This window comes from Virgibacillus sp. MG-45 (genome assembly GCF_036409425.1).
GTDB lineage: Bacteria > Bacillota > Bacilli > Bacillales > Amphibacillaceae > LDC-1.
The window spans coordinates 69351-91468 of record NZ_JAXOFU010000003.1 but is presented as its reverse complement, the minus strand read 5'-3'; the positions used below and the strand labels follow the sequence as shown (position 1 = coordinate 91468).

Below are 22118 nucleotides of genomic sequence, written 5' to 3'. Positions count from 1 at the left end.
TTTGGGAGGAGACTGACATGCAAATTGAAATTGCAAGAATGGCCAGGATGGCTGAAACTGGGAGTTCCCTTCTTAGATTGATTCAGAACAGCCACACGCCAATTTCTGACCTTCTCATAAGAGAGTCCGTACAAAATAGCATTGATGCGGCTGATGATTCTGATAGACCTATAAGATATGATATTTCAGCAAAGCAATTTGAAAAACAAAAGGTGTCGCGGCACTTTAATGGAATATCAGAGAAACTGAATATGCGATATCAGACAGAAGAACAGACCAGTATAGTAATAAGAGATTCAAATACAACAGGACTCACGGGTCCTCTACATCAAGATTATATAAAGGAAGACGGCAAGTTCGGGAACCTCCTTAAGTTGGTGTATGAGATTAGCATGCCACAGGAAAAGCTTGGTGCCGGCGGATCTTGGGGGCTCGGGAAAACAGTCTATTTCAGAGTCGGGATGGGTCTTGTAGTCTATTATTCAAGAATCCGAAATAGTAGTGGTAACTTTGAATCAAGACTGGCTGCTTGTCTTGTAGAGGATGAGTTTAGAGAGGATAGCCTTCTTCCCGAAAGTAAAGGCTTAAAAAGGGGCATAGCCTGGTGGGGAGAGCAACACTCTGAGCAGTCTACCAGACCATTGACAAACGAGGCATCCATAGCGGAAATACTAAATGATTTTAATATTGAGCCATATCAAGGGGATGAGACTGGAACAACTGTCATCATTCCTTTCATAGACAGGGAAATGCTTGTTCCTAAACGCGAGGAAAGAAGTGATCCTTTATGGTGGTATTCTGATATAAATTTATATTTGCATATGGCTATTCAAAGATGGTATGCACCTAGGATAGATAATAAATCTTATCCGTACGGAAAATATCTACTGCCTTCTGTAAACGGTGAGATGATTAGTAAAGAAGATATGGAACCTGTTTATTCCATCATTAATACCCTTTATACAACTGCTGCCACTGGTAAGGTTCCTGTAGACGAATATATTAGTGCAGAAATGATAAACTTAGATCAGGTTGAGTTAATGAAAGTGTTAAAAGATAAAATTGGCGGAATGGTTGCCTTTACTAAGGTAAGTAGAGACCATTTGAATATGGGTGTTCCGCATAATAAAAAGTCTCCATATGATTATATTGGTCATGAGAAGAGTGACAATAATAATATGAACCCACCTATTGTCCTTTATCTTAGAAAACCCGGAATGGTTGTCAGCTATGAAACCCACGGGAAATGGGTAAATGGTATTGAAAATACACCGGAAGACCAATATATTATAGGTGTTTTTGTACCCAATTCGGATAATACTGTAATAGCTTCAAATGCCAACTTTTCCTTAGATGAGTATTTAAGACGTGGCGAGAAGGCAGACCATTCTTCATGGTCGGATATTATGCTAGATGACAGAAAACCAACCATTGTCGATCGTATTCAAAATAAAGTTTCGGGTTTTATTAAACAGACATATAATGAGAAAGAGAAAGAGACAAATACGTCACGTAGCGGTGCCTTGAGCAAATCACTAGCAAAAATTTTCCTTCCCCCTGCTGGATTTGGTAATGTAGCAGGAGGTGGTGAAAAAGGGAATTCTAGGGGTGGTGGTACTGGAATAAGCAAGAAAAAAGGTAAACTCCAGGTTGACCAGACATACCTTGATAAAAACAATATTATGATTGTGGATTTCTCTATTAATTTGCCTAATGATAAAGAAGTAATAGAAATAGAGTTGCATGTTGATTCAGAAGGTGGCCGGAAATTTAAAGGAGATGAATGGGAAAAAAAGACAGAGTTGGGCACGCCATTCCCGGTGGAGATAATAGATTTTACATTGAAAGATGGTTACGTTGATCGGCCTGAATATGCCTTTATAACAACTAAGGAATATAATGTTAATTACAAAATTCGAATTTTTGCAACCGAATCAAAAGAGATATCAGGGAGATTGCATATTAAGCAATCAGACCCGATGATACAATCTTCCATTCAGGAATATATCAATTAGAGAGGAAGTCTAAGATGAGTACCTCTATTAAATTTCATAGGGAACTTGATGAGAAGTTGATGGCAAGAATAGGATATAGTCAACAGCCTCTAAAGGCATATTATACTAATGAAATGAACGAAACTATTGAAATGGGTGTTGAACCTGAAGAAGGTCTGGAAAATACATTTCAATTAGCAGACCCGAAAGTTCATTATGATCCTGACATACATGATCTGAATCTTGTTTTTGAGTTTGGAATTGAGAATACAAGATTTCTATTTGGTGAAAATGGCCTAACAGGTAATGATGGTGTTTTGGGTATCGCTGTAAGATGGCATTCACGTGATTCAGCTCAGCAAAAGGTTGTACCTGCAACTGTCATTAACTCAGTTGATGATCATATTGACTATCAGATGAATCTAAGAATTCAAAAGGGTACCGTTAGGGGGAAAGTGTCCTTTGAAGTAATTCTTTATGTGGTCAAACCAGCGCACGGTCAGATACATCTGGTATCTGGAACTGTATTGGGGGTTCTTAGATCATCTCTGCTTCTATTTGATGGAAATACCTCAATGTTCCCTATTCTTGAAGTGAATAACCCTAATAAAGGTTTGTGGTGGGTAGATTGCAATTTTACGGACCCTTCGATTGAACCATTTGATGATGAGCATGTAGCAATTGTAATTAATAAGGGTCACAGGCATTATAAGCAATTGAAAATTGAGAAAGGAATTGGCTCTTCTCCTCTAATGCTTGAAATTGTTGCAACAGGGCTCCAAATAATTATTGAGACAGTAAAAAGTTCAGGATCATGGCAGGATATATTAGCTAACAACAGTGAAACCGGCAGTATAGGAGAAGCTATTTATTATTTTATAAATACTTTTCCTTGGGATACGTCATCCCCGGAGAATTTGCTCAGAACTATGAGAGAGGACTTTAATTCAAGATTTTAATGGGGGTGATATGAATGTGGAAGAGTTTGTCAAAATCAGAAGCGGGTAAAGAAATGCTTAAGTGGGACATTGATAAAGTTCCAAATCCAGATTGCGATGGAGATATGAAGGAATTGAGAGAAAAGATTCTTTCAGCTAGTCAGAAAGCAACAGAATTTATACACACAAATGAAAAACAGAGTAGTAAGAAGGATTATTATTATGATCTTCGATTTGGTTTGGAGTTGTACTTGCTTTTAAAAAACGATTACCACTTTAATGAAAGAAAAGCTTCCGATGACACAATATGGATCTATTTATCTATCAAAGTTGTCCCTGATCTTGTCTATGCCCGCTGGGGACTGAATATCAACAGATATTATAAGCAAACGAGACGAATATGGTTAAGGACAATATGGTGGTATGTTCATTTATCATGGAACGACAACAAAGAAGATACCTACAAAATGTTGAGGGATTTTACTACAGATGAGATTGTACAACTTGTGGAACGTTCAGGTCCTAAAGGCTACAGAATAAATGTAACGAGAGAAATTATGAAACAATTTAGCGAGTTGAACAGTATAGGGGACAGAAATCTATTTAGGAAGATAATGAAGCTGAATACGGCGAGACTGAAGATCGTGGAGCCTTCACTGACCCAAGGGGGAAATATAAAATACGTTAAGGAGCTTATTGATTACTTTGGATATGCAAATACAAATAAAGTCACAGAAAAACCAACTAAATATACCACAAGTGGTTGATTTGTTTTCCGGATGTGGAGGGTTGTCATTCGGGTTTCATCTTGAAGGATTTAAAATTTGTTCAGGTGTGGAAATGGATCCGCAGGCATGCAATACTGCTTCCTATAATCTTCACTGGAAAAATGGAGAAGATAAGGAGCATTTGAATAATGATGTGTCTAAGGTTACACCTGAAGAGTTGGGAATAAATCCTGGGAAATCTGTAATTACAATCGGTGGACCGCCATGCCAAGCTTATTCAAGAATTGGTCGTTCCAAACTTAAATCACTTGGTGAGCATCGGTTTGGTCTAAATGATAAGAGAGCATTTCTTTACAAAGAGTTTGTCAGAATGGCAGTAAACGCAGATTCCGAGGCTATAGTTATGGAAAACGTTCCTGAATCAGTCAATTTTTTAGGGATGAATATTCCGCAAATAGTATGTGATATATTAGAGGAGAATGGGTACAATGCTGTGTGGACAATACTAAATGCTGCAGACTTCGGAGTGCCGCAAACTAGAGAAAGGGCTTTTGTGATTGCGCATAAAAAAAGGTATGGAGAAATAAGATATATGCCCGAACCCACTCATAAAAACTCTCCAAGCATTGTGAGAAACCCTAATATATTTCATAAATATAACGGGATGAGGAACTTTAGAGCACCGAAATTGCCGTCGGATGACACTTTAGAAGAATGGGTGACAGTAGGTGAAGCGCTATCAGATTTACCTGCTTTATTCTTGGATGCAAGTTCACCTTACAAAGTTGTTAAAGTTAATACAAAAATGGCATACCAGGCCCCGCCACTTAATAATTTTCAGAGAGAAATGAGAAAGGGTAAGGGCAGCAATATAAGGAACAATGTAGACGGAAATTGTTTTAGAAGAACATTGAGGGATTTTAGGATATTTGAAAAAATGCAACCTGGTGATGATTATCGACATGCTCATGAAATTGCTATATCACTCTTTGAAGAGGCTTGTGAGTTTCACAAAATCAGCGTTAATGATAAAGAGAGTTATGAGCGACTGAAAAAGGATTATGTTCCGCCATATGATACTACTAAATTCCACAGCAAATGGAAAAGACTGGATCCCAAAAAACCTTCACATACACTTGTAGCACATTTAGGGACAGATACTTACAGTCATATTCATCCTTGGGAACCGAGGGGAATCACTGTAAGAGAAGCAGCTAGATTACAATCATTTCCAGATGACTTTATCTTTAATGTTCCTATGGGGACCGCTTTTAAACAAATTGGAAATGCAGTTCCACCAATGCTTGCCAGAGCCGTTGCCAAATCAGTTTTAAAGAATATATCTTTAGAATGATCTTTATTAATTTTATTCTTTGAGATGAGATATATTGCATTGATCCTATATATTCAAATGAGTTTATATGAAACTCTTGAGATCGACGATGCAAGAAATAATTATTTTCAAAGACCTGTGGGGGTGTCGTTATGTATTATATAACAAAACTGGAAAGTGCCATTTTTGAAACGCCTTATCAAGAAGGATATAGAAAATTAAAAGTACTATCCGGATACGCTTCATCGGCCTTTCTTACTCATATTCTTTCTAATTATCCGGATCTATCTCTTGAATTGATAATTGGTATGGCTTGTAAAGACGGAATAACTGAATGGGATCATAAAAGATATAGACAGATTGTCTCAAATAATCCTCAGGTGGATATAAAATATCAAAGATCACTTCCTGCTGTTCACTCGAAAATTTACCATTGGTATCAAAATGATGAGTTTGATACCAATGAAGCCTTTATTGGTTCTTCAAACTTCAGTTGGGCAGGTTTTAGGGATCAAATGGAATTAATGGGAAAAGTAGATTATCCGAATTTGCCAGAAGTTTTTAGGTGCACAGATACAGTGAGTTGTCTCCATGAAAATGTAGAAGATGAAATACGTATTAATCAATTAGAAGTAGAAAAAAGAGATGATGGATCAATCGGATTATATTCAGTAGAAGGAAATAAAATAGAACTTGGAGAATTGGATTTTGTAAAACTCTCTTTGTTGACAAAAAGTGGTGAAGAAATACATGAACGAGGTGGACTAAACTGGGGTCAGAGAGAGGGACGGGAGCCTAACCAAGCATATATACCTGTACCAGTTAGTATAAATCGCGACAAGGAAAACTTTTTTCCGCCTTTTAAGCATACATTTACTTTACTTACTGATGACGGTGAACAGATGAGTTGTATTATGGCTCAGGATAACAGAAAAGCCATACAAACAACAGATTCTAACAGTATCTTAGGCAGATACTTCAGACAGAGACTTAATATTCCACTCGGTTCTAAAGTCAACATGACAGACCTTGAGAAATATGGAAGAACGCATGTTACAATCTATAAGTTAAATAACGAAACTTATTTCATGGACTTTGGAGTGCCAGTATAAAGATAATGAAAGCCCCCGGAAGTACAGTAAATTCATTCCGGGGGTGATTAATTCACTTATATTTTTAAACTCAACTGTTCTTCTGTTTTTTTAATTTGCCTTTTTTTCATATTGCTTTCAAGAACCTCGACTACAATTCCTTTCCACTTTGGATCAACATGATCGTAAGGAACACCTGCAAACAATTTTAATATTGCTTCAATTATTATCTGAGCTGCACGTGGAGGAACGGCCATTCCAATTTGTTTTCTTACAGACTCTTTTCCGCCGATAAATTTGAATTTATCGGGGAAAGTCTGTAGACGCGCTCTTTCGCGGTTAGTTAGAGCTCTAGGCTCGTTGTAATGGTACATATGTGTTCCGCCTCCACCTGATCCAGTAACTGTATAAGCAGGCATGTCAGGATGCAGACGTTTATAAATATTACTCATCCTTGCGCCCTTTACATTCAGTCGGAGCTCTTCCGGAATATCTTCTGACCATGCATTTTCACCTGGTTTTATATAATTAAGCATTTTTACCACTCGCTGTTGATGTTGAGTGAATTCGTGGTTAAGTGCGTTGTCAGGTATCGGTGGTGATTCTATCGCTTCTTTTGAAGTTTTCCATAATGCTGGATCTTCATGGGTTGGTGCAGGTATTTTAAATTTAAGATTAAGATCTTTTCTGATTCCAACGATAATAATACGGTGCCGCGCTTGCGGAATTCCATATTGTTCAAATTTATATAAGTGAGGGGTCAATGTATACCCATGATGACCGGCATTCTCAAGGTCAGTAAGTATTCGGAGAAACGCCTCACCGTCATTAGCACTCTCAAGACCACCCACATTCTCAGCAATGAACCATTTAGGCTGATGATGTTCAAGCACTTTAACACCATAAGTGTACAGTGGACCGTACTTACCTTCTAGACCTTTGCTTTCTCCTACAATGCTGTAATCATTACATGGGAATCCAAAAGCAAAGGCATCGATTTTTTCCAATAAAGTTACATCAAGATCTCTAACATCTCCTTGGAAAACGGAATCAGGATTTTGAGGACATAGATTATGCCGAAATGTTTCGCATGTGTCCTCATCAATATCATTCGCCCATACGTGTTCTACTTCAAATATTTCGCCGTCTTTTTTGACAATGGCCATATTTGCTCCAAGCGACAGTCCGCCGGGTCCGCTGAATAATTCCCCTTTTTTAAATTTCATCTAAAAAACTCCTATTCTTAAACTATAGCTATAAAGCAATAACGATCGACAATCTTTTACAATATATTATATCATATCATAGTATACATTTTGTTTAGAGGAAAAGAATTTAAACCATAAATGAGATAGGGTAGCGTAGTAAAAATTGCGCCTGATGAGCTATTCAATAAATGAATATAACTTTATTAATTGTTCATAAGTTCCAAGATCTTTAATTGGAAAATTGTCTTCTAGACTATAGCAATTTAGGTGTGATAAAGAGTTCATTTGATCTAGAAAAACAAAGTCCCCATAATTAAGTTCTTCTTTGCAAATACTGCAGTGAATTAGCATTCTGTTACCTCCTGTATTCGAAGAATTTAATAGTTATTTGACTATAAGCCTTTTTTATTTGGTAATGTTTATCTTTATACCACTTTCAAATGCTGTTTTATCTATTAATTTTCCAACAAAATTCTGAGAAGACTGTTAAAGGTGAAGCAGTAGATTAGACTATACTAGAAAACTCCGTTTAAGTCGAGATATTAGGAAGGTCATAATTAGTGGTGAGGAACCGGTACCAATTAATAGTTTATGGTTAAGAGATTTTGAGCTAGAAAATTGGGAATACGCAATGAGTTTTTCTTTGAGAAACAAAATGTTGTGGACTTTATTACTACTGAAAAATTTGACCAACTATTTATTGGAAGAGGCTATTTATTAAATTTATAACAACCATCAGACACTATTTCTTTCAGCTGAATTCAAGCCTCCAGCACTAAAATGAGCACAACCATCTCATTATGAAATAATGAATACAAAATTAGCATCCCAAAACCCAATAAAAACTTAATCAATTATCATCTTTATAAATTTCTCTCATATAATTTTTAGAGGTGATAAAAATGGCAAGAGTTGCATATACAGATAATGATGTGAATTTAGTGGCGAGGATGATGCGGGCAGAGGCTGAAGGGGAAGGGCAGCTAGGAATGCTTATGGTTGGTAATGTAATTGTAAACCGATTAGTTGCTAATTGTGGAGATTTTAAAGATTTAAGGTCCATATACGATGTAATATTTCAAATTCAGGGTGGTAATTATTCTTTTGAAGCTGTACAAAAAGGGAATGTTTTTTATAACAGAGCGCGTGGTGTAGAAAAGAAGTTAGCAAAAAGAGTATTAGATTCCTGGAGACAGCATCCGTCCAAGTTCGCGCTTTGGTATTTTAATCCGTATGCTCCATGTCCCCCTACATGGTACAATCAACCATTTACAGGACAATATAAAAAACATTGCTTTTATGAGCCGGAAGCAAATACATGTGAAGGTGTTTATATGGGCTAGTCCTGTTCTTTGCACTACAAACAGTCCACACCAGCTCGGTGTGGACTGTTCCTTTTATTTTATCTTCACCACAATATCTCCCGCTGTTAAATTACTGTGTTGAGTAAAATTGCAAAGCAATACGTTTTTAAAAAGTTGAATGAGTATATTTTAATATTTTCACAATTACCAATAAATTCGATGGTGTTTCATGAAAATCCTTCAAATTTTAATTTTTTTAAACTAAAAAAAATCCACCCAACTAATGTCAGGGTGGATTTTTACTACCTACAAGAATTATCTGTTTTTTTCAGGTCTTATCTTATCTCCAATATTCGGTAGCTCTATATATCCGATGTTTCCAGGGTTTTGGGAGCTTATCATAAGATAATTTTCTCCATTTATGTCGTTGCTGGCTTGCAATCCGGTAACTTCACCACCATCTGGAGCCGAAATAATTCGTTCAAGTTCTTTGGTATCAATATTGTAAGCCCAGCCGAAGTTGTTCGTATGCATGCTACTATCTTCTGCGATAAATAATGTTCTTAAATTTTCGTCGTATGTGATATTATCTGGGTTCGCCATTTTATCTGGATGTGCTGTGTTTCCATCGGCATCTGGAGCAGTGAGGTCTTCTCCGTTTAATAATGCTTCCATGTCGGTAACTACATAATTACTCTGAATGGGATTTCCATCCTGATCCTTTTCGTTTGCGGCCATATTCAGTTGAAAAATAGTCCCCGCACCCAATTTTGGTAATCGAATATCATCTACGGGATCATTAGGATTTGCTAGCATACCTCCTTTTACATAGGACATGGCCATATAAATTTTGTTTTCAGCTTTGTTGAAGGTTAAGGTCTCCATTTTATTAAATTCAGATGTGGCACCAAGCATGGCACCGTAACGACGAGATTCCAGGAATGCTGCAGCTTTTTCCATACCTGGTTTTACTTTTAAGTATTCTTCGCCGACGGTTGTTTTAATATGCGTAAATCCGTTTGCTTTTGCATAAGCAGGATCATCAGTCGCTTCAAAAATATCACTAAATGTTAACGATTCTGCTAGTTCTTTCATTTCTTTATCAGTTGCATGTCCTAATTCAATCCATTCTAAATCTCCCGCACCGCCGTTTTCCCCACTAGTCTGATTAAATTTGGCGGCGTATAACGTGCCAGCTGATAAATCTCCAGCTTTGTCAGCAATATACATGAATGGCATCACATAGCTACCGTCATCACCGTAATACACGGTGCGATTATCTGGTGCAACGACTACATTTTCAAACGATAAACGCCCCATGCTATAGTGCTTCACAGCTTCAGCTTCTCCATTAGGGGATACAGTAATTTCAGTTGTATGTCCATAAAGATATGGATTACCAACCGCATTTGCATCTTGATAATAGTTACGTGCAAATTGAGTAACCCGGGAATTTTCCGGATTCGCTTCGTGTGCTCGTGCATCTGGTTCATATTCTTCACTGCCTAAATGCGTATTCCAAGGGGATAGGATACCAGCACAAGGTGTCCATACGCCACCATCAGCAGAAAAGTCAACTGGTTCAATATCGGTAATTTTTAATTCTCCAGTTTTCTTATTTTGTACGACTGTATTTAAGTATACGGATTTTGGTACCTCACCAATTTCGTTTTTTGGCATACTTTCAAAGTGGTTAATCAAAAATAGTTTTCCGCTCTTGCCGTTTACACTTAGAAGCGAATTCATATCTGGCGCCGTAGAGAAGATTGGACGGCCATCAGCGTGTGTAATTGGATTGCCATGGACATCGACTGAACCGCCAACAATTTTTCCATTAATGACTTCACCAGGTTTTGCTAAGGTATGATAGTCTAGTGCAATTTCATTTTTCGATCCATCTGATAATGTTACAAGGGCTTTTGCATGTGTGTACATGGATGATTTTTCTTCCGGTGTTTTCGGGGCATCCATTCCAACAAATGCTACATCCATTATTTCTAGTGGCTTATTGGGCTGTGCAAAGACGTTTACGGCTGTTGGAATTAATAGTGCTGCACTTAAAACGGGAACGACTAGCTTTTTCTTGTCCATTAACATTTCCTCCTAATAGTTTAATAGATGGTTACAGATTAATAATAGGATGTAAATGTTAAGGGAGTATGCGTTTATTATTAATAGCTTTTAAAGTTTCTTGGTTGTTTCGTCTTAGTTCCTTTAGTCGATAATCCAGCATAAGCACGTATTCGGCGTGCAGATTTAGAAAAATAGTGCTTGTTTTTATAAATCTGCTTGAAGGTTTTCGGAGAAATTAGAGCTAGAGGAATTTGAAAGTGGGCTTGTTGGTAAGAGTGGTTTAATCTGATGGAAGTACCACTCTTTGAGGATTGGTTTAACAAGCCTTAATCAAACATAGCATAATCCGAAAAGCTTCCCCAATATTCAACGGTATTAAGCTGCGGATAGGCTGAAAGAAAAGAAACGAGAATCGGACAGGCATTGAGCTCAGGATGTGCGAAAAAGAATTGTTTATCGCCAAATCGGATTGCTGTTAAGGCAAGAGGTAATTCGCGTCTAAATATTTCATTCCGTTTTATGCTGGCTGCCGGATCATTGGTTAACCCATCTACATCCAAATAAGCATTATAAACGAGTATGCCATTGAATAGAGTCCATTCCCCGAGTACTTCATCCTTCGAAGGGTTGATTTTATCTTTCGCAAATCCCAGTCCAATCGTTAAAAAGAGCTCACCGGTAAGATCAGAATGAGTCAGCGTGTAGCGCCGATGGAAAACAGGTTCTGTAACCGTGACGCCTTCTCTCAATTCAACAAATAGCTTGTCAGGGTTAAATGCGGTCAAGCGATCACTTCCTTTTATTTTTTCTACATACTATGCTTTATAAAAAGTTTAGATTACAAATCTGCATTCTTTAGCAAAGAGAAAAAGAGAGGGTAATGGCTCGTTTAACTACGAGCCAGTTTTGCGATTGTAGCCCTTTTTTGATTTAATAGGATTATGGTTATAATAGAACTTTTGCAAAAAAAAACGAACGTCTAAACGCATTTCATAAAAAGCATTACGTATGTGTGGAAGAGCTTAATAGTGAAGGTATCCTGGGGGATGAGAAAGTGAAAAAGCGAAAAGGTTGGAGTGTGATCGTATTATTTGGAGTGTTCGTTGGTGTAGTTTTTTTGGGAATGATATTTCTAATCGAAGAAAGAAAGGATCCGCTGCTCAAAAGTGATGTGTTTGTGTTTCATGATATTAACATTCTGCATTGGTTTGAATTCACTAGTCGAGAAGGGAAATTATCGGGAAAGCTGTTTCAACAGGAAATCATCCAAGAACAAGAGGAATTGCCGATTATGGAAGAAAAGGAATACGCTGTGACTGTGGAAACAACCGAAAAAGGATATTTGTTGAAGGTTCAAAATGGGAAGGAAAGTAAGGTGTTTGATGCTTGGATCTCTGGAGAGAATCTGAAAGTTCAGAAGCAACGTACAAAAGAATACAAAGTATATGAGTCGATGAATAAGAAAGAACGAGACGACCATGTGAAAGCATTGCAACATGATTTGGAAATTGGACTTGATCAAACGGAGTGGTTAGAAAAAAAACGTTTTGCACAATTTGTCTCAGAGGTTGAGAGTATTTATGGATACCTTTCCACTGCGGATAATGGATCCACGCAATTGTTCCTAACAATCGACGAAGCACTTCTGCAAGGGGAAGTGACTGCTTCGCTTTCCGTGATAACAAAATCAAAAAGCGACAAAGATCAGTATGAAGAAAGGAAGTATATCCTATATGGTATTACCGATGGGTTTATGGTAGAGTTCTATACTACTTTAGACGGAAAAGAAACCAAGTTAAAAGGCGAATTTTATGGGAATGCAAGTGGGTTTGATTTGTCATTTTGGACGACAAATGAAAAACTATCCTTTCATGCTGTATCAAAAGAAATGTTTCGTCAGCAATATAATACTTATAAATCAAAGACATCTGGAACAAAGGAAGCACAGTAAGGATAATTTCTATCTCTAATCTCCACTTCCTGTTTGTACATGATGCACTTATTACGCTTTACCGTACAATCCTTTCGTTAGTTAACGAATAATTGAATGATCACGACATGCTTTTTTAAAATTAAGCGCCTTGCCATGTAGGCTCAAGGCGTTTATTCTTGTTTTGAAATGATGGGAGGCTATATGGTATATATAAAATGGTTGTTTCGGCTATCATAGGAATATTTACTTGAAAAAAATGCTAGTAAACGATTATTTAAGGTATAATTAATTTAGAAAAGGTGTTTTTTAATTGAAGCGCCTTGTTTTTTGTGTCGTAGCAAGAGTGATTATTGTTCAAATATGGGGATAAGGAAGGTTGTCATGGAGAAAAAAGATGTTATCTTAATTGGCGCAGGAACGATGAGTGCAACATTGGGGTCGCTTTTAAAGGAACTAGCTCCGAATTGGGAAGTGAAGGTTTTTGAAAAACTGGCTAATGCCGGCGAAGAAAGCTCGAATGAATGGAACAATGCGGGTACAGGCCATGCAGCATTATGTGAACTAAATTATACGCCTGAGCAAGCGGATGGCTCGATCGATATTACGAAGGCGGTCAAGGTCAATGAGCAATTCCAGCTATCAAGGCAGTTTTGGTCATATCTAGTGAACAGCAATCTTATTCAAAATCCACAAGATTTTATTATGCCACTTCCACATATGAGTCTAGTTGAAGGAAAAGAGAATGTTGCTTATTTGAAAAAGCGTGTCGAAGCATTATCGAAAAATCCGTTATTCCAAGGGATGATGTTTTCCGATGATCCAGAAACACTACGGGAATGGATTCCGCTTGTTATGGAAGGGCGTACATCAGATGAACCGATTGCCGCAACGAAAATGGATGCAGGTACGGATGTTAACTTTGGAGCGTTAACACGGACATTGTTTGACCATTTAAAACGCGAAGGTGTGACGGTAGACTATAATCATCATGTTGCGGATATCCGACGTACGGAAGATGATAAATGGGAAGTAGTCGTTCATGATATGGAACAGGCTAAAATCGAGCATCATATTGCAGACTTTGTCTTTATTGGCGCTGGTGGTGGAAGCCTGCCATTGCTACAAAAAACGGGAATTCCTGAATCAAAGCATATTGGCGGCTTTCCAGTTAGTGGTTTGTTTTTAGCTTGTAACAATCCTGAACTCGTAGAGAAGCATCATGCAAAGGTATATGGGAAAGCAAAGGTTGGTGCACCACCAATGTCTGTTCCACACCTTGATACACGTTTTATAGATAATAAAAAAACATTGCTATTCGGCCCATTTGCAGGCTTTTCTCCAAAGTTTCTGAAGACGGGCTCGAATCTAGATTTAATCGGCTCTGTCAAACCGAATAATGTGGTTACAATGCTAGCTGCAGGTGTAAAAGAGCTATCATTGACGAAATACTTAGTTCAGCAAGTTCTACTTTCACATGAACAGCGTATGAAGGAATTACAGACCTTTATACCAACTGCGAAAAACGAGGACTGGGAAGTTGTGGAAGCAGGGCAGCGTGTCCAGGTAATTAAAGATACGGCATCTGGAAAAGGAACATTACAATTTGGGACCGAGGTTGTGCATGCAGCGGATGGTTCAATTGCAGCATTACTTGGTGCATCTCCGGGTGCCTCTACGGCGGTTCATGTTATGCTGGATGTCATCCAAAAATGCTTTCCAGAGCATGTACAAGCTTGGGAGACGAAAATCAAAGAAATGCTTCCTTCTTATGGTGAATCGCTTTCGGAAAACCCAATGCTATTCCATGAAATTCATGCATTCACCGCACAAACGCTTGGTCTAGATCAAGGCGTACCCGAGGATCAAATCGTATCATAACATAGAAAAAGAAAAGGATGGCTCAATCTCCTACGGCAGAGAGCCATTCTTTTTTGTATGAAGAGCGTTAGCGGTTAGAATTTTCTGTTCTCTAAAAGTTTAAAGAATCAGCTCATAGAAAAGTATTGCTAGTTGCAATGCTTCTTTTTTGTTTTTGATTTAAATAATTTGTAATGAAGCTTCATACTTTATGTCTATAATTGTAAGTCATAAAATGTCGAATGGTGAGCAAAAATACTCATTTTATCAAATTTTATGTCATTTTAATGTAATAATTGAAGCTTTGGTGATAATATGGAAAAAAATTTAATTTTTTTAAAAATTATTACAAGGGAGGTTAAAGTATGAAAAAAGCTTTTTCAATCTTCTTGATTGTTTTAGTGGTCTTTTCTCAATTGACGTATTCCCCACTAATTGCAGAAACAGTTGATCAAAAGGGATTTGAAATTTCCCTAGAAGAAGGTAATAATTCAAAAGAAACCATAGTAAATGTCCATTCGTCGAATGAGATTTATGACAATCTTGAAATTATACTTCCTAAAGACGTATCCTTTAACCAAGAAAAATCACAGAGCAACCTTGGTTTTTCGTATAATGCGGATACAGAAAGAGTACTTGTTTTTAACGAAATTAAAGAAAAAAATGTTGAGGTTACCTTGGTTTTAAATGATCTTAAAAATAGCGACAATCAATTAGTTGTAAATGGAATGAAGGACGGGAAAATAATAGCCAGTCAAACTTATTTATTTACAACGCAAATAGAGTCATCCGATCAGGTGACACAACAGTCAACAGACAAAAGTAAAATTAACACGACAGCGGATGAGGACCCAAAGCAGGATACATCTAGCGATAATGTCAAAAAAGATGAAGCAATTGTTGAAAATAATGAAGTAACAAGCGAAAAAAATGATAAAAATACCGTGCAAGCTAAGTCTATTACAAAGGATGAAGAGGTAGAGAGTATTCAAGCAGCTTCAGAAATGAATGTGAATAATATGATTACACCATTGTCCGGTAATTTGAACGTTGATATTGATTTAGCTCCAAAGAGGGCGACAACATTAGCGGGTAATGATGCGACTTATATGCTGACCTTGAAATTCACAGGGTCAAGAACAGCGTATACAAATGCAGAAATTGTTGTTGATTTACCTATTACAGATTTCACGGATTTTACACAGGATTTAAGCGAACTAAAGATCAATGGCGTAACTCCAATCTATAATCAAGTTAATAAGCAACTGATTTACGCACTAGGTGAGATTAAGACTGGTCGAACCTATGAAACGATACTAAAAATAAATACAAATAATGGGGTCTCCCCAAATGGCTATGCATTAGAGGCGGGAGCTACCTTCCAAGCGACGGAACAACCTCCTGTATTTGATAATGCAGTTGTTAATATTGAAGCTGCAAGCGCAACTAGCGTTTCCAAAAAATTTATAGGTGTTCAGAATAATGATCGAAACCTTCCTTCTCCCGGGGCAAAAACGTTATGGAAGATCAAATTAGACATTCCTAAAAAAGATACGGGGCAAATGTTTTTAAAAGAAGGCTCGCAAATTATCATGACTGATACTTTGCCTGCTGGTTTATCCTATGATTCAATGGAATCTGGTCCTGAGCCAGTACAGAACGGAAATGTATTAACATGGCAATTTGATGCTCCAACATTAAATGAGCAATCAGCTGCGAATTCGGCATTGTATTCGCAAACGGTTCAAGTATGGCTTACCGTTAATACAGGTACAGTAAACACAACACAAACGAACCAAGTAGATGTAGAAACGACATATATTGATGACTCAACTAGGACTACATCAGGTCAGGATAAGATTGATATTGTTGATTCGAGTGCTGCTAACGGACATATTGATGGATCCTGGTACGTACCAGTACATGTTGGACCTGCTGATGGAAAGGGGAAAGTTGCTCCAAATAGTAATCAAAATCCGAATCCAATTGTGTATGATGATGCATTATTAGGCTTTAGCCATGGGATTGCTCCTTTAAAGGAAAGCGAACCAGGCGATTTTCAAAGCTATACAACTATTTTTCGAATTGATTCAAATCTGATATTTGAAAGACTTACGACACCTGGAGGATTCATTTTTCGACCGAATGCGAATTATCCATCGGGTATTCCATTAAATGAACAACCACGATTTAATATTGTGGCATCCGTAAATGGACAAGAAAAGCTTCTTGTAGAAAATGCAGAACATAAAAAGCATTACACACGAAGTGATTTAGGTTTATTGAATACAGATAAAGTCGACTATATCAAGTATGATTTTACGTATGCTCCATCGGGCATGTTAAACGGTACACGACCTTATTACTACTTCGGAATAAAGGAAGGCTATACCGGTGAAGTAGTTAACACCTTCAATGTTTATGGCGTTGATGCGAATGGTAGTTCCTTTAATCATCGCTATGATGAAGAACCGAGAAATACAATCGCTGGTCCTCGTAGTGCGACCATTGCACCAAAACCAGTAGATCAACCGCCAATTGCATACGTTGGTGTGAAGCTATTAGATGAAAATGCAGGGGAAGTTGTAGCTGGCGGTAATCGAATGCAAATAGGATTAGATAATGCAAGTACTTCAACAATTGCTATGAATGACAAGCTTGAGGCGGTTGTATTAATGCCTCCAGGAGTAAGCATAAATAATAATCCAAATCCTAACTTTATAGATAAAGATGGACAATCTAGTCAGGCTTCGTCGTCTGCTGCGGGTGGCTCTTTTGAAATACTGAATGAAAACTATAATGGGAGTGGCCGTCAGCTTGTTCGGGTGGTTTGGAATGATAATCTATTACGTCCGGGAAACAAACTAGTTGCTGAACTAGATGTAACCGTTTCTACTGGTGCTCCAAATAGTCTTTTATTTAATGTATATGGCTTTTCTGGTGATGACCAATTAGATGTTCCTACGAGTGATGGTACGCTAGTTACGGACACGGTTCTAGAAACAGATACAGGAGATTTAAATGAAAATGGTATTACAGATGAGCCGCGATTAAAATCAGGTAATCGTTATTTCATGCGTGGCGAATACAATATCGAAACCGAGAAACTAGTGAAGGGTGAACTAGATACCGCGTTTTCTTTATTTGGCCATACACTTCCTGGTGGGTCTATTGATTATCAATTAAAGCTAACGAATACAAGTGGTAAGGATATTTCTTCATTAACTTTGATCGATGTTCTACCATCTGTAGAGGATTTAGGAATTACCGACAATGTCGATCGAGGTAGTCGATTTACTCCTCTGTTAACGGGCGAAATTGTTCTACCTTCATCGTGGAAAGATCGAGTAGACGTGTTTTATAGCACTGCTGAAAATCCAAAACGAGATGATTTAATTAGAAAAACAGATTACCCGGATACTACGCAACCGCTTAGCAATCCTCCAGGTGCGCAAGAGCCCAACTGGATGAAATCAAGTGAAGTAACGGATTGGACTGATATTCATTCGTTTAAGATACAATCGAAAAATGATGAAGATTGGTTAGATGGAGAGAGCATTCTAATTTCCTTCTCAATGCAGGCTCCATTGGCATCTGATGTGCCAGAGGATATATTAGATGAATCGATTGACCCTACATCACGAGCAGCATGGAATTCTTTTGCAATTGCAACTGATCAAGGTCAACCGGTAGAGCCACTTCGTGTTGGTGTGTATATGAGCTACGATAATTCTGTGTCACTTTTAAAGGTAACAAAGGAAGGTACACCACTAGAAGGAGCAGAATTTAAACTGCTAGACGACTTAGGAAATGAACTACGAACTGGTCTTGTGACAAATGCAGATGGAAAAATTATTGTGGAAGGTTTGCCAATAGGTAATTATACGTTTGTTGAAACAAAAGCACCTACTGGCTATGAACAAGATAGCACACCGATTCCATTTTCAATTGATTTTGTTCAACAAGCTCCAATAGAATTAGTTTTTGAAAATTCTCCTATTCCAGGTTCAGTAGAATTGACGAAGGTAGGAGAAAAAGGTGAAATACTAGCTGGAGCAGAATTCAAGCTCCTAGATGATACTGGAAAAGAGCTGCAAGCGGGACTAGTGACAGCTGCAAATGGTAAATTAGTGATTAACGACCTTCAACCAGGTAACTATCAGTTGGTGGAAACAAAAGCACCATCTGGCTACCAACTAGATGAAACACCGATTCCATTTGAAATTGTTTTTAACCAACAAGAAGCAGTACAGTTAACGATGGAAAATAAGCTTATCCCTGGAGTTTTTGAATTAACGAAGCAAGGGGAAGGTGGAGAAAAGCTAGAAGGTGTTGTTTTTGAATTACAAGATGCAGCTGGAAATTCTATCCGAGATGGATTGACAACTAATGCGGAAGGGAAAATTATTCTAAATGACTTGACCCCTGGTGCTTATCAATTGGTGGAAACGAAGACCATTTTAGGATACGTACTAGATTCCACACCAATTCCATTTGAAATAGGTCTTGGACAGGCGGAAAGCACAAAAGTCACCTTCACGAATTTGTGGACTACTGGTTCTATTGAATTGACGAAGGTAGGGGAAGCGGGAGAAGTGTTAGCCGGAGCAGAATTTAAGCTGCTAGATGATACGGGAAATGAATTACAAGCCTCCCTCGTGACAAATGAAAAAGGCATGCTAGTTATAACAGAATTAAAGCCGGGTAACTATCAACTGATCGAGACAAAGGCACCATTCGGTTATGTACTAGATTCAACCCCGATTCCATTTGAAATTGGTATAGCACAAAGTACCCCGTTAAAGGTGGCATTTGAAAATAAATTACAGCGAGGAAGCTTGCAGATTATTAAAGTGGATGCAGATACAGATGCAACGTTAGCGGGTGCTGAGTTTGAGGTAAAGGATCAAAATGGAAATGTAGTACAGGTAATAGCAACGAATGCAGCTGGGATCGCAGTAGTCAATAATCTAAAGCCAGGAGATTACACAATCACAGAGACGAAAGCTCCTTCTGGATATGTTCTTGCAAGTGATCCAATTCTTTTTACAATCGAGCTTGGTCAAAAAGAGCCAGTGGAGCTTATTGTTGAGAATACTGCAAAAGAAGTGCCGCCAGTTAATCCAACTACTCCAGTAGATCCACCTACTCCGGTAGATCCGGAACCAGAGATGCAAACAATGCTGCCGCAAACTGGTGAGGAATGGCTAAGATACCTATTCATTTTAGGAATTTCATTCATGGGTGCCGGTGCGCTTTTATTATTCAGTCGAAAGAGACGGATAATAGAATAACGAAAAGGAAGGAAACGAATGCAAAATAACAAAAGAGTAGTGGGTATTATTTTGCTAATCGCAGGGGCTATAATGATATCCATTCCTTTCTTCTATGAGTGGAAACAAAATCAAAAGACAGCGGCGTTAGAAGAAGCCTTATCGTTGGTCTCACAATCGGATGAAGTAGATTTGGCATCTATCAATCATTTATCGCTTTCACAAAGTGAATTAGACGAAGTAATAGAATTAGAAATACCAGCAATAGAGTTAAAGCAAAAAATTCTCCCGAATACGACTGAAGAGAATTTAAGTATTGCATTAACTCAAATCAAGTCAAACCAGACCCTTGGTGAAGGTAACTTTACCATAGCGGGTCATAGAGGATATCGAGAAGATAGACATTTTCACAGCTTACCTGATGTTCCCATAGGAGCTGAGGTTATCCTCCATGATAAAGAAGAGCGGTATATTTATGAAATAACAAGTATGCAGGTTATTGACCCAACATATGTAGAAATACTTGAAGATAAGCCAAATCAAAATGAATTAACACTTATTACTTGTACGATAGATGGAAAAAAACGTATTGCCTTACAAGGAAGATTAGCACATATGAAGTGAGACAAAAACGATAGGTGGGGATGAAAGAGTACGCCAATCACTTTATCGGTAATTTAAACAAGCCAGCGTGAAGAAACGCTGGCTTGTTAATGTATAAGGTGTGTATTATGTGTTATCTACTATGGCTTGCCTTATAAATAAAATAGTCAAAATCAGCATGCTTACGTTGTCCAGACGTATCCTGGCATTGCATTCCGACAAATGCACCAGTAAAAAAACCGCCGCCTTGAATATAATCATCGGATAGCTTATAGGAGTCTAAAACTATTGGAATATCTATCCATTTTTCACCATCAAAGGAATAGGAGTATTGATAGTGATTTATGTTAACCTCTACTCGTAAATAAACGTATTGTATATGAGAAGGTATGCAAATTTCCCTTCCTTTCAATGGCTGATCAAAAGTAAAATTATCACATGTCATGAGCTCAAGTATTCTTCCTTTGTCTTCATGCCATGTAATTTGTAACGATGTCCAGTTTTGCGTATTATAGTAGTTTACAAGTCCAGCAGATTGCTGAAATGAGTCAGGTTGAAAAGCGACCTTTGTTTCTGCAATAAAGTTAAAGTGCTGCCAGCGTCGTGCAACAAAAGCTTGCGTAAACTTTGACGTTAATGACTCTCTTCCATAAATTCGCAAATGTCCAGGGTTCTCCTTTAGGGATATAATTTCTTCGCCTAGAGGAATGCGTAGTGTTTGAAAGTGAAGATTTAAATTCTCTGTATCAAAGTGATCCTTCTCCTTAAAATCGCTTTCCCACTTTATTTCTTTTATTGCCGGCCCTTCAATTGTAAGCGCTGGCTGATTCCCTCCCACAACATATGGCCAATCATCTTTCCATTCGAGACGCTGGATCGCAGTTTCTCTACCAAGTGGACAGTATCCACGAGGGTCTAGCAAAGCTTGCCCGTCTCGTGGTAAGGGCCGACCGGTAAGGTGGACTAGAAACCATTCATCAGTATGTGTATGAACCATCGAAGCATGTCCAGCTTTTTGTAATGGATTTCGTGGATTTGAAAATGCTGTTAGTAATGGATTTTCCGGATGTACCTCATAAGGTCCCCATAAATGCTTGGATCTAGCAATAGTTGCTTGATGATCATATTTCGTACCACCTTCAGCGGTTAATAAATAATAATACCCATTTATTTTATAAAGGTGTGGAGCTTCTGTTAGTTTAATATCAGTTCCTTTGAAAATGATCTCTGATCTACCAATAAGCTTTTTCTTGTCAACGCTATACTCCTGTAAAATAATTCCATAGAAATTGTGATTCCCAATCCGATGATCCCAAAACATATTAGCTAAGTATTTTTTTCCATCTTCATCGTGAAATAATGAAGGATCAAATCCAGAGCTATTTAAATAAATAGGTTCTGACCATTCTCCATCAATCGTATCACATGTCACAAGGTAGTTATGACAATCCTTCCACTGTCCTTCTGTTACTTTTACGTCCGTATATATTAGCCAAAACATACCATCACTGTAGGATAGCTGTGGTGCCCATACCCCACCTGAATCAGGGTTTCCAATCATGTTTAATTGACTTAAACGATTGAGTGGTCTTGAAACAAGTCGCCAATTCTTTAAATCTTTCGAATGATAGATTCCGACTCCAGGATACCATTCAAAAGTAGAAACGGCGATGTAGTAGTCTTCTCCTGCACGACAAATACTTGGATCAGGATTAAAGCCAGTCAAGATTGGGTTCTGAATTATAGTCATTGTTGATCCACCTTTTCATATTTATTTTTTATA

14 protein-coding genes are annotated in these 22118 nt (G+C 37.9%); 10 read left to right on the top strand and 4 right to left on the bottom strand.

Translation table 11 applies throughout. The annotated features are described in order from the left end of the window. Window positions 1–17 precede the first annotated feature (17 nt). From SPK86_RS04560 to SPK86_RS04540, 5 genes are all read left to right on the top strand, one after another. Window positions 18–2015 carry a hypothetical protein gene (locus SPK86_RS04560; RefSeq protein ID WP_330948743.1) on the top strand — a complete coding sequence of 666 codons (1998 nt, stop codon included), beginning with the start codon at window positions 18–20 and terminating at the stop codon, window positions 2013–2015. A 14-nt stretch (window positions 2016–2029) separates the two neighbouring features. Further along, window positions 2030–2953 (top strand): hypothetical protein, encoded by a 924-nt coding sequence (locus SPK86_RS04555; protein WP_330948742.1) that lies wholly within the window; start codon window positions 2030–2032, stop codon window positions 2951–2953. Between the two features lie 14 nt (window positions 2954–2967). After that, on the top strand, window positions 2968–3699 hold the full coding sequence (locus tag SPK86_RS04550; RefSeq protein WP_330948741.1) for a DUF6339 family protein: 732 nt from the start codon (window positions 2968–2970) through the stop codon (window positions 3697–3699). Then, window positions 3644–5014, top strand: coding sequence for a DNA cytosine methyltransferase (locus SPK86_RS04545; RefSeq protein ID WP_330948809.1), 1371 nt, complete (start codon window positions 3644–3646; stop codon window positions 5012–5014). Before SPK86_RS04550 ends, SPK86_RS04545 begins: the two co-directional genes overlap by 56 nt. 131 nt (window positions 5015–5145) lie before the next feature. Continuing rightward, the gene (locus tag SPK86_RS04540; protein ID WP_330948740.1) at window positions 5146–6105 is read left to right on the top strand and encodes a restriction endonuclease PLD domain-containing protein; all 960 of its coding nucleotides are present in this window, start codon (window positions 5146–5148) and stop codon (window positions 6103–6105) included. Between the two features lie 56 nt (window positions 6106–6161). Here SPK86_RS04540 and SPK86_RS04535 read toward each other — a convergent pair whose 3' ends face one another. Then, window positions 6162–7310 carry a DNA cytosine methyltransferase gene (locus SPK86_RS04535; protein ID WP_330948739.1) on the bottom strand — a complete coding sequence of 383 codons (1149 nt, stop codon included), beginning with the start codon at window positions 7308–7310 and terminating at the stop codon, window positions 6162–6164. 884 nt (window positions 7311–8194) lie between these two features. Between SPK86_RS04535 and SPK86_RS04530 the strand changes: the two genes are divergently transcribed. Continuing rightward, entirely contained in the window at window positions 8195–8635 is a 441-nt protein-coding gene (locus tag SPK86_RS04530) for a cell wall hydrolase (RefSeq protein ID WP_330948738.1), read from the top strand. A 276-nt stretch (window positions 8636–8911) separates the two neighbouring features. On the opposite strand, the gene SPK86_RS04525 is transcribed toward SPK86_RS04530, so the two are convergent. Then, window positions 8912–10687: a PhoX family protein gene (locus tag SPK86_RS04525; protein WP_330948737.1), complete on the bottom strand. Its 1776-nt coding sequence runs from the start codon at window positions 10685–10687 to the stop codon at window positions 8912–8914. 308 nt (window positions 10688–10995) lie between these two features. Further along, entirely contained in the window at window positions 10996–11454 is a 459-nt protein-coding gene (locus SPK86_RS04520; protein WP_330948736.1) for a staygreen family protein, read from the bottom strand. Window positions 11455–11723: 269 nt separating this feature from the next. On the opposite strand from SPK86_RS04520, the gene SPK86_RS04515 reads away from it, so the two are divergent. From SPK86_RS04515 to SPK86_RS04500, 4 genes are all read left to right on the top strand, one after another. Then, window positions 11724–12620: a hypothetical protein gene (locus tag SPK86_RS04515; RefSeq protein WP_330948735.1), complete on the top strand. Its 897-nt coding sequence runs from the start codon at window positions 11724–11726 to the stop codon at window positions 12618–12620. Between the two features lie 363 nt (window positions 12621–12983). Further along, complete coding sequence (locus SPK86_RS04510) at window positions 12984–14480, top strand: malate:quinone oxidoreductase (protein ID WP_330948734.1); 1497 nt, start codon at window positions 12984–12986, stop codon at window positions 14478–14480. A gap of 344 nt (window positions 14481–14824) precedes the next feature. Continuing rightward, window positions 14825–19753: a SpaA isopeptide-forming pilin-related protein gene (locus SPK86_RS04505; RefSeq protein ID WP_330948733.1), complete on the top strand. Its 4929-nt coding sequence runs from the start codon at window positions 14825–14827 to the stop codon at window positions 19751–19753. An 18-nt stretch (window positions 19754–19771) separates the two neighbouring features. Then, entirely contained in the window at window positions 19772–20356 is a 585-nt protein-coding gene (locus SPK86_RS04500) for a class D sortase (RefSeq protein WP_330948732.1), read from the top strand. Between the two features lie 112 nt (window positions 20357–20468). On the opposite strand, the gene SPK86_RS04495 is transcribed toward SPK86_RS04500, so the two are convergent. Continuing rightward, window positions 20469–22085: a glycoside hydrolase family 43 protein gene (locus tag SPK86_RS04495; protein ID WP_330948731.1), complete on the bottom strand. Its 1617-nt coding sequence runs from the start codon at window positions 22083–22085 to the stop codon at window positions 20469–20471. Between the last annotated feature and the right edge of the window lie 33 nt (window positions 22086–22118).